The sequence below is a fragment of the Pseudomonas sp. PICF6 genome, assembly GCF_009831705.1.
Lineage (GTDB): Bacteria > Pseudomonadota > Gammaproteobacteria > Pseudomonadales > Pseudomonadaceae > Aquipseudomonas > Aquipseudomonas rhizophila.
This window is the reverse complement of sequence record NZ_WUUD01000002.1, coordinates 187973-201343: the sequence shown is the minus strand read 5'-3', so window position 1 is coordinate 201343 and position 13371 is coordinate 187973. Positions and strand designations below refer to the sequence as shown.

Sequence of the window (13371 nt, the reverse complement as noted above, 5' to 3'; positions counted from 1 at the left end):
GATTATGTTGCAGAACATTCCCACCCACGTCATCGCAGGCCCTTTGGGGGCTGGCAAGACCAGCCTGATCAAGCAATTGCTGGCGCAGCGCCCGGCGAATGAGCGCTGGGCGGTGCTGATCAACGAGTTTGGTCAAATCGGCCTGGACGCGGCGTTGCTGACCCAGACTGCCGATGGTATCGCACTGGGCGAAGTGGCCGGGGGCTGTTTGTGTTGCGTCAACGGCGCGCCATTTCAGATCGGCCTCGCTCGTTTACTGCGCAAGGCGCGCCCGGATCGACTGTTTATCGAGCCCTCCGGCCTGGGCCATCCGGCGCAGTTGATGCGGCAACTGAACGAAACGCCATGGCTCGGCGTGCTGGCGGTTCAGCCTTGCGTGTTGGTGCTCGATGCCCGAGCGATGGCGGATGGCACGCCGTTGCCCGACGCGCAACGGCAAACTCTGGCCGATGCAGGGTTGGTGGTGCTGAACAAATCCGAGCACTTGAGCGAAACCGAACGCCTGGGCATCACCGCGCAACTGCCGGAGATTGCCCTGTACTGGACCCGACAGGCAGCCTTGCCGATCGATCGGCTGCCAGGTCTTGCGGCTCGCGGAAGCGGGATTGTGGCTAACGTGAGTCTGCCCAGGGAGGTGGGACAGATGCCGGCCGTCTGGACCGACCCAACATCGCCCATCTGCCTGTATCAGCAACAGGAAGGCGGCTGGAGTATTGGCTGGCGCTGGCATCCGAGTCAGCGACTGGACACGGCGACGTTGACGCGCTGGCTGCAAGGCTGGGGCTGGAAGCGGGCGAAGATGGTTATCCACAGCGCCGATGGCTGGGTTTCAGCCAATGCGCTGGAGGGCGCGACGCTGCGGTGGCAGGCCAGCGAGTGGCGCCAGGACTCACGAATCGAATTGATTTTTGATGAGCCTCAAGACGTGGCAGCGCTGCAAGCCGGCCTGGCTAACTGTCGGTGCCCGTGAGTCAGCCTTGCTTCAAGGCTTCCATTTGTTGTGTTCCTGGCGCCACTGACTCAACTCGATGACTTCGGCCCTGGGCCTGGTCTGGACCGGTTCGATCGGTGTCGGCGCTGACTCTTCGAACGGCATTGGGTAAGGCGCCAGCTCGATTTGCGCGCTGTGGGCCCCGAACTGGGTAATGGTGCCCGAATGGCGCGATTCACCCGTGACGGTGAATTCGAAGTTATAGATACGGGCCAGGCGCCGGCGTCCGCTGGCGTCTTTGACGAACCCAATCTTTTTCAGCGCCACGTTGCCGTCCAGCAGCTCGATCTTGAGGTTGGCGCAATGTTGCATGACCCTCGCCAACGCTCGTTCGCGCAAACCATGGTTGTGCCACAGCCAGGCGCCGGCGGTAGCCAACAGCATCAGCACGAAAATATTTCCAAGGGTCAGCATGAACGAAGTGCTCCTACAAGTTGCTGTCAGCTTAACTGTGTCCCCGGTCTGTCGTACAGGTTGCGTTTAGTCGCATACTGCGCGGCTTGAATTTCATTCGTTTTACGGAAACATCCCGCATGAAACGTACCCCTCATCTGCTTGCCATCCAGTCCCACGTGGTCTTCGGTCACGCCGGTAACAGCGCTTCAGTCTTTCCGATGCAACGGGTGGGGGTGAACGTGTGGCCGCTCAACACCGTACAATTTTCCAATCACACTCAGTACGGACAGTGGACCGGCGACGTGCTTGCCTCTGAGCAGATACCGGCATTGGTAGAGGGGATCGCCGCAATCGGCGAGCTGGGCAATTGTGACGGGGTGTTGTCCGGTTACCTGGGCAGCGCCGCCCAAGGGCAGGCGATTCTGGCGGGCGTGGCGCGAATCAAGGCGTGCAATCCCAAGGCAATTTATTTGTGTGATCCGGTCATGGGGCATCCGGAGAAGGGTTGCATCGTGGCGCCCGAGGTGAGCGATTTTCTCCTGGAGGAAGCGGCTGGTGTGGCGGACATCATGTGCCCGAACCAGCTGGAGCTGGACAGTTTTTCGGGACGCAAGGCGCAGTCGCTGCTGGACTGCCTGGCCATGGCTCGCGCGCTCCTGGCCCGTGGACCCAAAGCGATACTCGTCAAACACCTGGCCTATCCGGGAAAGCCGGAGGACAGCTTCGAAATGTTGTTGGTAACCGCCGACGGTAGCTGGCACCTGCGTCGTCCATTACTCGCATTCCCTCGTCAGCCGGTGGGGGTGGGAGACTTGACCTCGGGGCTGTTCCTGGCGCGAGTGGTGCTGGGAGACAGCCTGGTGGCGGCGCTCGAATTCACTGCCGCAGCCGTACATGAAGTACTGCTGGAAACCCAGGCGTGTGCCAGTTACGAGTTGGAACTGGTACGCGCCCAGGACCGGATCACCCATCCGAGGGTAAGGTTCGAAGCTGTACCGATCAGCCTCTGATCAACGCGAATCCCTGTGGGTGCGAGCCGGGCGGATCTGTTAAGGGCCGTCGGCTTTGATTTCCTGATAGCGCCTCTCCAGCTCCTGGCGAATTTGCCGACGCTGCTGGGCTTGTTCGTAACGGCGTTTTTCTTCGCTGTTCTGCGGTTGCAATGGCGGGACGGCGGCGGGTTTGCGCTGATCGTCCACCGCAACCATGGTGAAGAAGCAGCTGTTGGTGTGGCGCACCGAGCGTTCACGAATGTTTTCGGTCACGACTTTGATGCCCACTTCCATTGACGTGTTACCGGTGTAGTTCACCGACGCCAGAAACGTCACCAGCTCGCCGACATGAATCGGCTCGCGGAAAATCACCTGGTCAACCGACAGCGTCACTACATAGCGCCCGGCGTAGCGGCTGGCGCAGGCGTAGGCGACTTCGTCGAGGTACTTGAGCAGGGTGCCGCCATGCACATTGCCAGAGAAGTTGGCCATATCGGGGGTCATCAGCACCGTCATCGACAGCTGGGCGTTTCCGGGTTCCATAACGTACTCACGGTTCAAGGCAGCAATTTCGGGAGTGCACCTCTGCGGGTGCTGGAAGGTTTTCAAACTACCAGTATCGGGACGCTGCGCCTGTGGCAGCCGTCACGCTCCGGTGGATCTGTTTCCATATATTGCACTGTCTTTTTGTCGGAAGTCGCGGTGGTACCCTTCAAAAGCCCCTTGCGAGGGTATTTCCTACAAAGGAAACGGACTCGTCCAGCTCTGTGATGAGTCATTTGAACAGGGAGCCCCACCATGCATGCCATCAGTTTTATTCAAGACCTGGCGATCATCATGATGGCAGCGGGGCTGGTCACCGTACTCTTTCATCGTTTCAAACAACCCGTGGTGCTGGGTTACATCGTTGCAGGCTTCATCATCGGCCCGCATACGCCGCCTTTCGGTTTTATCCATGACGAAGAGACGATCAAGACCCTGGCCGAGTTGGGGGTCATCTTCCTCATGTTTTATCTGGGCCTGGAGTTCAGCCTGCGCAAGTTGTTCAAGGTGGGCGCCACGGCGTTCATCGCGGCGTTTCTCGAAATTGTGTTGATGATCTGGATCGGCTACGAAATCGGGCGCTGGTTCGACTGGAACACCATGGACTCGTTGTTCCTCGGGGCGATCCTGGCTATCTCCTCGACCACCATCATCGTCAAGGCTCTCAATGACCTGAAGATGAAGAACGAGCGCTTTGCGCAACTGATCTTCGGGGTCCTGATCGTCGAAGACATCCTGGGCATCGGCATTATCGCCTTGCTGTCGAGCATCGCTGTCAGCGGGACGGTCAGCTCCGGCGAAGTGTTCTCCACGGTCGGCAAATTGTCGTTATTCATGATTGTCGCCCTGGTGATCGGCATATTGCTGGTGCCCAGGCTGCTGGCTTACGTGGCGAAGTTCGACAGCGACGAGATGTTGCTGATCACCGTGCTGGGCCTGTGTTTCGGCTTTTGCCTGCTGGTGGTCAAGCTGGAATACAGCATGGTGCTGGGAGCGTTTCTGATCGGCGCGATCATGGCCGAGTCGCGGCAGTTGCTGAAAATCGAACGGCTGGTGGAGCCGGTACGCGACTTGTTCAGCGCAATCTTCTTCGTCGCCATCGGCCTGATGCTCGATCCGGTCATATTGCTCCAATACGCTTGGCCGATTGCCGTGATTACCGCCGCAGTGGTGCTGGGCAAGATGCTCTCTTGCGGCCTCGGTGCTTTTATTGCCGGCAACGACGGGAGGACCTCGCTGCGAGTCGGGATGGGCCTTTCGCAGATCGGCGAATTTTCCTTCATCATCGCATCGCTGGGGATGACCTTGCAGGTCACCAGCGATTTCCTTTATCCGGTAGCGGTCGCGGTTTCGGTACTGACCACTCTGCTGACCCCGTACCTGATCCGGGCCGCCGACCCTTTATCGGTCAGGCTGGCTGCCGTTATGCCACAACGGCTGTCGAGGGTACTGGGAATGTATGGCGAGTGGCTTCGCAGCATTCAACCCCAAGGGGAGGGGGCGCTGGTGGCCGCCATGATCCGGCGGATTTTGCTGCAGGTGGGCATCAATCTGGCGCTGGTCATCGCGATTTTTATCGCCGGTGGCTACTTTGCCGAACAGATGTCGGCCTACCTGCAAGCCTGGATCAGCGACCCGAGTTGGCACAAAGCACTGATCTGGGGCGGGGCGTTGTTGTTGTCGCTGCCGTTTTTGATTGCCGCGTATCGCAAGCTCAAGGCGTTGTCGATGCTGCTGGCGGAAATGGGCGTGAAGCCGGAGATGGCCGGCCGTCACACCCAGCGCGTGCGTCGAGTGATCGCAGAAGTGATCCCGATCCTCTCGCTGCTGATGATTTTCCTGCTCTTGGCAGCCTTGTCGGCCAGTATTCTGCCGACCAACAAGTTGCTGGTACTGATCGCGGTGGTGGCCACGGTCGTGGCGGCATTGCTCTGGCGCTGGTTCGTCCGCCTGCATACGCGGATGCAGGTGGCCTTGCTGGAGACCCTGGACAATCACAAGGAATCGTCCGGGCATTGACCGGCGGCGGGCGTGCGGCGGATCAGCTTTCCAGCCAGACGTCCCGGGCCCAGTGCCAGACCGATTCCCAGGTTTCTTCGGCAATCAGCTCTTCTTCGGCCTGCCACAACACCACGGTCCCGTCTTCTTCGACGCAGTAATAGTCGTCGCCGTCCTGGCAGATCGGGATCAGGCTACGGTCGACACCGGCATCCCAGGCGTTGGCGGCCACATCTGGCAGATAGGTGTGGGACTGCGGATCGGTGACGGTCACGGGTTCCAGGCTGCCGTAGACAACATCGCTGACCGTCAGCAAAAACTCTCTGAATACGAACGGAATATCGATGAACAGCTGCTCTTCGATCTCCACCAGCAAGTCTTCGTCAGGTAACTCCAGTGGAACCGGCACGGGTTCGTTGGCTTCACGCAATTGTTCGATGATTTCTTCCACGTCCGGGATCCTCTTTCTCGATGGCGCGGTTTATATGGAGCGGTTTATACAGTAGCTCGCTATAGATGCAACCGCGAAATAGAAAACCCCGGCCTGAGCCGGGGTTCTTTTATTTCAACATGCAAAACGCGCAGAGGTTCAACCGTTCTGGCGGATACCGGCCACCAGCCAAGGCTGGTCATCGCCCTGGGGACGTTCCATGTTCCAGCTTTCGCTGAACGCTTCGCCTTTGTCGAAGCGCGAGTCCTTCGACACACCGCTGAAGGTCAGGGTGGCGATGGTCTTGTCGGCGCGATCATCGACACCGTCCAGCTGTACTTGCAGATTGTCGATGTAGGTCGACTGGAAGCCATCGCCCAGTTCGGCCCGCTCGCGCTTGAGGAATTCCAGCAGTTGCGGGGTCACGAACTCAGAGATCTTGTCCATTTCGTTCGCATCCCAGTGTTGCTGCAGGGACATGAAATGGTTGCGCGCCGCTTCGATGAAGCGCTCTTCGTTGAACCAGGCTGGCGCATTGATCACCGGTCGAGCAGCCACCGGTGCTGCCGAACCGCCGAAGATCGAACCACTGGCCGGTTGCTGGTTGAACACCTCACGTTGCATCGGCGCATGACCGGCCGGAGCCAGTTGCTCCTGCTGCTTGCGACGACGGGCGGCAATGAAGCGGAAGACCAGGAAGGCGATGACCGCCATGATCAGGATGTCGAAGATCTGCATGCCCTGGAAGCCGTCGCCCATGAACATGGAGGCGAGCAGGCCACCGGCGGCGATGCCGGCCAGGGGGCCGAGCCAGCGCGAAGCACCGCTGGCTTTGGTGGCGGCGCCAGCCGCACCGGCCGCGCCCGCAGTAGCCGCGGTAGAGCCGGCCGCAGAGGACGGCGCCATCTGGCTGGTCTGGTGGGTCGGGGCAGCGCCCGAACTTTTACCACCGCCAAAGCGCTTGGCGGCATTGGCGTCGATGGCCATCGTCAGGCCGATGCACAACGCCATGGCGATGCTAAGAAAACGTTTCATATAAGGGCATTCCCATTTGTGGATAGCACGCGCGCCATGTTGCACAGGTGAACTGTTGCTGGCTAGCGGCAGAGTGTTTCGGGCTTTTGCGTGACAGGTTAGGTTCAGCTTCAGCCGCGCAAGAGGGCTTGTTGGCTTTTGGCTGTAGGAAAGGGGGACAAGTTCTATCGGAAAGGCAGCAGGCGTGAGCAATCCGACCTGTGGGAGCGAGCCTGCTCGCGATCGCGGTGGGTCAGTCACTGTCAATGTTGCCTGATCCACTGCTATCGCGAGCAGGCTCGCTCCCACATAAAAAGCTTTCAGAACGCCTAGATCGCTTCCAACTTGGCATACCCCAGCATCAGCCACTTGCTGCCTTCGCTGAAGTTCACCTGAACCCGGGCCTGGGCGCCGGCGCCTTCGAAGTTGAGGATCACGCCATCGCCGAACACCGAATGTCGCACGGTCTGGCCGAGACTGAAGCCGGTTTCCGGGATGTCGCTGCCGCCAAACAGACTGCTGGTGCTTTGCTGCTGGCCGCCGCCGAACGGACGGCTGACGCTGTTGGACAGCCGCACCTCCTGAATCAGGCCTTTGGGCACTTCACGGACGAAGCGCGACACCTTGTTGTAGGTTTCGCTGCCGTACAGGCGTCGGGTCTCGGCGTACGTCAACACCAGGTTCTGCATGGCGCGGGTGATGCCAACGTAGGCCAGGCGTCGTTCCTCTTCCAAGCGTCCCGGCTCTTCCAGGCTCATCTTGTGCGGGAACAGGCCTTCTTCCATTCCCACCAGGAACACGTAGGGGAATTCCAGACCCTTGGCACTGTGCAGGGTCATCAACTGGATGCTGTCTTCATGCTCGTCGGCCTGGGTGTCGCCGGCCTCCAGAGAGGCGTGGCCCAGGAAGGCCGACAGTGGCGAAAGCTCTTCGTCTTCCTCGGTGTTCTCGAAGTTGCGTGCGGCGCTGACCAGTTCCTCGAGGTTTTCCACCCGGGCCTGGCCTTTCTCGCCCTTTTCCGCCTCGTGGTAGGCGATAAGGCCGGACTGCTCGATAACGGTCTGAGTCATCAAATGCAGCGGCATGTCCGTGCACTTGGTGGCCAGGTCGTCGATCAGGTCCATGAACGCCTTCAGCGCACCGGCGGCGCGGCCGGTCATGCCCTTGTTGGTGACTAACTGGCGCATGGCTTCCCACATCGACACATGGCTGTGGCGCGCGTGGTCGCGAATCGCTTCGACGGTTTTCTCGCCAATGCCCCGGGTCGGGACGTTGATCACCCGCTCCAGGGCCGCGTCGTTGCCGCGTCCTTCGAGCAGGCGCAGGTAGGCCATGGCGTTCTTGATTTCGGCGCGCTCGAAGAAGCGCTGGCCGCCATAGATGCGGTACGGGATACGTTCGCGCAACAGGGCTTCTTCCAACACCCGGGATTGGGCGTTGGAGCGATACAGGATGGCGATGTCGCTGCGGGCCAGACCGGTTTTCAGCGCGCTTTCGATGGTTTCCACCACGTAGCGGGCTTCATCGTGTTCGTTGAAGGCGGCATAGAGGTTGATCGCTTCGCCTTCGCCGCCGTCGGTCCACAGCTCTTTACCCAGGCGCCCGGTATTGTTGGCGATCAGGGCGTTGGCGGCTTTGAGAATGCCGGCGGTGGAGCGGTAGTTCTGTTCCAGGCGGATCACTTGGGCGTCAGGAAAGTCCGCCGAATACTGATGAATATTCTCGATTTTGGCGCCGCGCCAGCCGTAGATCGACTGGTCGTCATCGCCCACCACCATCAGGCTGTCGCCGCCCTTGGCCAGCAGGCGCAACCAGGCGTATTGCACGGCGTTGGTGTCCTGGAACTCGTCCACCAGCACATGCCGGAAGCGCTTCTGATAGTGCGCCAGCAGGCCTGGGTGATCGCGCCACAGGTCCAGTGCGCGCAGCAGCAGCTCGGAGAAGTCGATCACGCCAGCCCGCTGACACGCCGCCTCGTAGGCTTCATAGATGCTGCGCATGGTCGCCAGGAACAGATCGCCGCTGGCCTGGATGTGTTGCGGGCGCAGGCCTTCGTCTTTCTGGCCGTTGATGAACCACTGGGCCTGACGGGCCGGCCAGCGCTGTTCATCCAGGCCCAGCTCACGGATCACCCGCTTGACCAGCCGCTGCTGGTCGTCGCTGTCGAGAATCTGGAAAGTCTGGCTAAGGCCGGCTTCCTGCCAATGCGCCCGCAACAAGCGGTGCGCCAGGCCGTGGAAGGTGCCGACCCACATGCCGGCCGGGTTGATGCCCATCAGTTGCTCGATGCGATGGCGCATCTCGGCAGCGGCCTTGTTGGTGAACGTCACCGACAGGATCGAATGGGGCGAGGCGTTCTCGACCTGGATCAACCAGGCGATACGGTGCACCAGCACCCGGGTTTTACCGGAGCCGGCACCGGCCAGGACTAACTGACGACCCACGGAGGCCGCTACGGCCTGGCGTTGGGCATCGTTGAGGGAGTTCAGCAGAAGGGAGAGATCATCGCGCATCGGGGCATTCTAGGGTGCGGCGGCAGCCCGGGCAAACCGAGCTTTGCCCCAGCCGATAAAAGACCGGTCGGTGATGACCGGTCGGTCATGGGCCACAGGCATTGGCCGGGCTCGCTTGAAGGGCTCGCGACCCAATGAAATAGCGACTTTTTCAGCATTTTTATGAGCTTGGGCAGTGTGGGATGGCCGTTGCCTTGTGTATGCTCGCTGCATGTTTCGGGTTCTCCATGCTCCGCTGAATAAGAACAAGAACAGTGCCTATGACCCTAAATTCCGATCTGGCGGGCCCCTGTGTGGAGCCACGGATCATCTGCAAGCAGTACGCCACGGAAATGGCGGTCGAACGCACAAGGCTGTTGTATCAGGGTTCGCTGCTGCCCACGCTGTTCATGTTGGTCAACGGCCTGGTTTGCGCCGCGTTGTTGTGGGGGCCTTCGCGTCATTTTCAGGTCAGCGTCTGGCTGGTCTGGTTGCTCTCGCTGGTTGCGCTACGGGTCATTCAGGTGGCGGCCTTCGATTCGGCGATACCCAGCCGCCAGGCGCACCCGATATGGTTGCGAATGTTTTTGCTCGGCTCGGCGATGACCGGACTGACATTGGCCGGAGCGGGTATTGCACTGGTACCGGCCGACAGCTTCCAGCAACAGGCCTGGGTGTTCGGCCTGATTGGCGCGGCCACCTTGTCAGCCAGCGTTGCCTATGCCGTGAGCCTTCCGGCATTTTTGTCCTTTACCTTACCGTGCCTGTTGCCGGCCATTGGTTATCTCTTCTGGGGCGGCGATGAGCAGCAGCGCGGATGGGGCTGGCTCGGACTGGTCGTACTCGTCTCGCTCAGCGTGGTGGCCTGGCAGGTCAACCGGTTGATACAAAGTGGCATGCTGCGAAGGTTCCAGAATCAGGCGCTGATCGAGCATTTGCAGCAGGCGCAAGCGCGTAGCGCACAGCTCAACGAGGCACTTGGCCGCGAAGTCGAACAACGCCGCAGCGCCGAGGAAAAACTGCGGTCGGCCCAGGTAGGGCTGGAGGCGCGCGTGGTACAGCGCAGCCTCGAGTTGGAGGCGACCAGCCAGGCCCTGAGCAAGAGCGAAGCCCGTCTTGACCTGGCGCTCAAGGCCAGTGAGTTGGGGCTCTGGGATTGGAACCTGCAAACCGACGAAGTCCATCACACTCAGCTCAAGGAACTGTTCGGCCTGGAGCCTGAGTACATCACAGCGATGCTCAGTCACCTGACCCCGCGTCTGCACCCTCAAGACGTGCCGGCCCTCAAACGCGCCCTCGTTGAGCACCTCAAAGGCCGCAGCGAGGACTACCAGATCGAATACCGCGTACGTCACGGCGATGGCCATTGGGTCTGGATCGAAGACCGCGGTCGGGCTGTGGAGCGCAGCCCGAGTGGCCGAGTGTTGCGCATGGTCGGCACCCGGCGAGACATCAGCACCCGTAAAGAACTCGAGCAACAGCGCCAATTGGCGGCCACGGTTTTCGAGGCCGCCAGCGAAGGCATTGTGATTTTTGACCCGCATTACGCACTGCTGGCCGCCAATCAGGCGTTCACGCGGGTCACCGGTTTTAATATCGATGACATGCTGGGGCGCAATGTCGTCGATTTGCCCTGCAGTCGTGATGCCCGCCGGCACTACCCGATCATCCGCCAGGCGCTCAAGCAACACGGCACCTGGCAAGGTGAACTGGTGGAGGCCCGGGCCAATGGCGAGTTGTATCCCCAGTGGCTGCAACTGAACGTGGTGCGCGATGTTCGGGGACATGTGAGCCATATCGTGGGCTTCTTCGCCGATCTTTCGGCCCGGCGCGAGTCCGAAGAGCGAATGCGCTACCTGACCCATTACGACGAGCTCACCGGGCTGGCGAACCGCTCATTATTCCGCGAGCGCCTGCACGAAGCCCATCAACGGGTGCGTCAGGGCGGCCGACGCAGCCTGGCATTGCTGCATATCGACCTGGACCGTTTCAAGCTCCTTAACGATAGCCTCGGCCATGATGTTGCTGACCAACTGTTGCAGAAGATGGCCCGCCGCCTGATCAATGCGTTGCCTGAAGCGGACACCATCGCCCGCTTGTCCGGCGATGAGTTCGCCGTGTTGTTCGATGCCTACGGCAACCTTTCCAGCCTGGCGCGGGTGGCGACCCGCCTGTCCGCCAAGCTGCGCCTGCCGCTAACCATCGAGGGCCACGAACTGGTGGTCAGCGCCTCGATCGGCATCAGCATGTTGCCCGACAATGCGAGGGAGATTTCCACGCTGGTCAGTCAGGCGAACATGGCCATGCAACATGCCAAGCATTTGGGCGGCAACAATTTCCAGTTCTATACCGACAGCCTCCAGGCCAGCACGCTGGAGCGCCTGCAACTGGAGAATCAGCTGCGCAAGGCCCTCGAAGAACAGCAGTTGAAGGTTTTCTATCAACCCAAACTGTGCCTGGCGACCGGCCGTCTGAACGCTGCCGAGGCGTTGGTGCGTTGGGATCATCCGGTCATGGGCCGAGTTCCGCCGGGAGACTTCATCAGCCTGGCCGAAGAGACCGGGCTGATCGGGCCGATCGGCGAGTTCGTGTTGCGCCAGGCCTGTTGGCAGGCGTGCCAATGGCAGCGTGAGGGGCTGGCGCCGATCAGGGTGTCGGTCAACCTGTCGGTGCATCAGTTGCGCCAAGGCAAGCTGGTCAGCCTGGTTCGGCAAGTGCTGGAGGAAACCGGTCTGGCGCCGCAATACCTGGAACTGGAACTGACTGAAAGCCAGTTGCTCGACAGCGTTGAGCACATCATCGCGACGTTCCAGCAATTGCGCGACCTCGGGGTCAAGCTGGCGATCGATGACTTTGGTACCGGCTATTCGTCTCTGAGTTATCTCAAACGCATCCCTGTGGATTACGTGAAAATCGATCAGGCGTTCATTCGTGGGCTGACGGAGGGTAGCGAAGACGCGGCCATTACCCGGGCAATCATTGCAATGGCCCATGGGTTGTCGCTCAAAGTGGTGGCCGAAGGCGTCGAGCGGCCAGAGCAGCTCGAGTTTCTGAAAGCCGAACAATGTGATGAGGTTCAGGGCTATCTCATCAGCCGACCGGTTGAAGCACAAGGGTTGGCCGCGCTGTTATGGGCTAATCGGGATGATTGCTAGCCCGCCGTTGCTACATGGCGTGCATGCGGCATGAAACCGGGAGATTGAGTTACGGATTGGGCGGGCAAAAAGCCGATTCTTGTAGTATAACTACAAGCTTGCTACATCCCGGCTTCTGCCAATAACAAGAGTCCAATCCCTTGAACCTGTTGCAACACATCGCCCAGTCACGCCATCTGCTGCGCAAGTCGGAGCTGAAAGTCGCCGATCACGTATTGCTTGATCCTGCGGCCGTGATGCACAGCTCCATGGCCGATCTTGCCCACAGCGTCGGCATCAGCGAACCGACCATTGTGCGTTTCTGCCGAGCCATCGGTTGTTCGGGTTTCCAGGACCTGAAACTCAAGCTGGCGCAAAGCCTCGCCGCGGGTGCGAGCTTCGGCCAGTTTGCGATCCATGAAGACGATTCGGTCGCCGACTACAGCCTGAAAATCTTCGACACGACCCTGCATACGCTGATGGAGGTTCGCGAGAAGCTTGATCCGGTGGCGTTGCAAAAAGCCGTCACGGCCATGTCCCAGGCCCAGCGTGTCGAGTTCTATGGTTTCGGTGCTTCGGGCGCGGTGGCGGCCGATGCCCAGCACAAGTTCTTCCGGTTGCTGCTGACGGCCGCGGCCTATTCCGACCCGCACATGCAGGCGATGTCGGCGGTCACGCTGAAGCCCACCGACGTGGCGATCTGCATTTCCCAGTCGGGCCGTTCCAAGGATCTGCTGATCACCGCCAACCTGGTGCGCGAAAGCGGCGCCTCGTTGATCACCTTGTGCCCGAGCCAGACGCCATTGGCCGAGCTGTCCACGGTGAACCTGGCCATCGACGTGCATGAAGACACGGAGATCTACACGCCGTTGACCTCGCGCATCGCCCATCTGGTGGTGATCGATGTGCTGGCGATGGGCGTCGCCATGGCGCGCGGCCCAAGTTTGGTCAATCACCTCAAGAGCGTGAAACGCAGCCTGCGCAGCTTGCGGTTGTCACCCAAGTCGGTGAAAGCGCTGGACGATTGACCGCTGGTCTTGAAGTTGGGGCATCTGTGGCGAGGGGATCTGCGAATTCATCGTTCTGTAACGCTCGCGCCGCCAAACCGTCATCGCGCGCCTTCATCGTAAAGCTCCCGTATACGTCTTGGGAGTCTCGACATGACCCAGTCCTACGAAGAACGCAGCGCCGTCAAAACCCGTCGTCAGCAGGAAGACCAGCGCCGCATGGCGTTTCGTCGTGCCATCGAAGACCGCTGTGAGCAGCGCCAGCTGCTGGCCGAAATCAGCGAGTTTCCGGACGCAGCAGAATTCAACTATTGGCAGGCAACATCGGCGGCTTCCCGTCGAAACGCTCAACCAGGCCAATGATCTGAGCACGC

At 60.4% G+C, this 13371-nt stretch carries 11 protein-coding genes; 6 read left to right on the top strand and 5 right to left on the bottom strand.

Features of this window, described 5'->3' with window-relative positions:
- The first annotated feature begins 4 nt into the window (after nucleotides 1-4).
- Nucleotides 5-970 carry a GTP-binding protein gene (locus GSM73_RS01935; RefSeq protein WP_160891418.1) on the top strand — a complete coding sequence of 322 codons (966 nt, stop codon included), beginning with the start codon at nucleotides 5-7 and terminating at the stop codon, nucleotides 968-970.
- Nucleotides 971-982: 12 nt separating this feature from the next.
- Here the strand turns inward: GSM73_RS01935 and GSM73_RS01930 are convergent, their stop codons facing one another.
- Nucleotides 983-1405: a DUF3301 domain-containing protein gene (locus GSM73_RS01930; protein WP_047226690.1), complete on the bottom strand. Its 423-nt coding sequence runs from the start codon at nucleotides 1403-1405 to the stop codon at nucleotides 983-985.
- A 119-nt stretch (nucleotides 1406-1524) separates the two neighbouring features.
- Between GSM73_RS01930 and pdxY the strand changes: the two genes are divergently transcribed.
- Nucleotides 1525-2397, top strand: coding sequence for a pyridoxal kinase PdxY (pdxY, locus tag GSM73_RS01925; protein WP_160891417.1), 873 nt, complete (start codon nucleotides 1525-1527; stop codon nucleotides 2395-2397).
- 39 nt (nucleotides 2398-2436) lie between these two features.
- Here pdxY and GSM73_RS01920 read toward each other — a convergent pair whose 3' ends face one another.
- Nucleotides 2437-2922, bottom strand: coding sequence for an acyl-CoA thioesterase (locus tag GSM73_RS01920; RefSeq protein WP_047226692.1), 486 nt, complete (start codon nucleotides 2920-2922; stop codon nucleotides 2437-2439).
- A gap of 255 nt (nucleotides 2923-3177) precedes the next feature.
- Here GSM73_RS01920 and GSM73_RS01915 point away from each other — a divergent pair, with 255 nt between their 5' ends.
- Nucleotides 3178-4941 (top strand): cation:proton antiporter, encoded by a 1764-nt coding sequence (locus GSM73_RS01915; protein ID WP_139048673.1) that lies wholly within the window; start codon nucleotides 3178-3180, stop codon nucleotides 4939-4941.
- Nucleotides 4942-4963: 22 nt separating this feature from the next.
- On the opposite strand, the gene GSM73_RS01910 is transcribed toward GSM73_RS01915, so the two are convergent.
- From GSM73_RS01910 to uvrD, 3 genes are all read right to left on the bottom strand, one after another.
- Complete coding sequence (locus GSM73_RS01910; RefSeq protein ID WP_003187120.1) at nucleotides 4964-5371, bottom strand: SMI1/KNR4 family protein; 408 nt, start codon at nucleotides 5369-5371, stop codon at nucleotides 4964-4966.
- Between the two features lie 138 nt (nucleotides 5372-5509).
- Complete coding sequence (locus GSM73_RS01905) at nucleotides 5510-6385, bottom strand: Tim44 domain-containing protein (RefSeq protein ID WP_047226694.1); 876 nt, start codon at nucleotides 6383-6385, stop codon at nucleotides 5510-5512.
- A gap of 308 nt (nucleotides 6386-6693) precedes the next feature.
- Nucleotides 6694-8877 carry a DNA helicase II gene (uvrD, locus tag GSM73_RS01900; protein ID WP_047226695.1) on the bottom strand — a complete coding sequence of 728 codons (2184 nt, stop codon included), beginning with the start codon at nucleotides 8875-8877 and terminating at the stop codon, nucleotides 6694-6696.
- Nucleotides 8878-9137: 260 nt separating this feature from the next.
- Here uvrD and GSM73_RS01895 point away from each other — a divergent pair, with 260 nt between their 5' ends.
- The 3 genes from GSM73_RS01895 to GSM73_RS26495 all read left to right on the top strand — a co-directional run bounded on the left by GSM73_RS01895 (nucleotide 9138) and on the right by GSM73_RS26495 (nucleotide 13360).
- The gene (locus GSM73_RS01895; protein WP_160891416.1) at nucleotides 9138-12011 is read left to right on the top strand and encodes a bifunctional diguanylate cyclase/phosphodiesterase; all 2874 of its coding nucleotides are present in this window, start codon (nucleotides 9138-9140) and stop codon (nucleotides 12009-12011) included.
- A 140-nt stretch (nucleotides 12012-12151) separates the two neighbouring features.
- Nucleotides 12152-13018: a transcriptional regulator HexR gene (gene hexR, locus GSM73_RS01890; RefSeq protein ID WP_003187110.1), complete on the top strand. Its 867-nt coding sequence runs from the start codon at nucleotides 12152-12154 to the stop codon at nucleotides 13016-13018.
- Between the two features lie 132 nt (nucleotides 13019-13150).
- Nucleotides 13151-13360: a PA3496 family putative envelope integrity protein gene (locus GSM73_RS26495; protein WP_047226697.1), complete on the top strand. Its 210-nt coding sequence runs from the start codon at nucleotides 13151-13153 to the stop codon at nucleotides 13358-13360.
- Nucleotides 13361-13371: the final 11 nt, after the last annotated feature.

What these genes read in the sequence shown, in the direction of transcription:
- GSM73_RS01935 (WP_160891418.1), top strand. Translation starts at nt 5, where the DNA reads ATGTTGCAGAACATTCCCACCCACGTCATCGCAGGCCCTTTGGGGGCT.
- GSM73_RS01930 (WP_047226690.1), bottom strand. Translation starts at nt 1,405, where the DNA reads ATGCTGACCCTTGGAAATATTTTCGTGCTGATGCTGTTGGCTACCGCC.
- pdxY (WP_160891417.1), top strand. Translation starts at nt 1,525, where the DNA reads ATGAAACGTACCCCTCATCTGCTTGCCATCCAGTCCCACGTGGTCTTC.
- GSM73_RS01920 (WP_047226692.1), bottom strand. Translation starts at nt 2,922, where the DNA reads ATGGAACCCGGAAACGCCCAGCTGTCGATGACGGTGCTGATGACCCCC.
- GSM73_RS01915 (WP_139048673.1), top strand. Translation starts at nt 3,178, where the DNA reads ATGCATGCCATCAGTTTTATTCAAGACCTGGCGATCATCATGATGGCA.
- GSM73_RS01905 (WP_047226694.1), bottom strand. Translation starts at nt 6,385, where the DNA reads ATGAAACGTTTTCTTAGCATCGCCATGGCGTTGTGCATCGGCCTGACG.
- uvrD (WP_047226695.1), bottom strand. Translation starts at nt 8,877, where the DNA reads ATGCGCGATGATCTCTCCCTTCTGCTGAACTCCCTCAACGATGCCCAA.
- GSM73_RS01895 (WP_160891416.1), top strand. Translation starts at nt 9,138, where the DNA reads ATGACCCTAAATTCCGATCTGGCGGGCCCCTGTGTGGAGCCACGGATC.
- GSM73_RS26495 (WP_047226697.1), top strand. Translation starts at nt 13,151, where the DNA reads ATGACCCAGTCCTACGAAGAACGCAGCGCCGTCAAAACCCGTCGTCAG.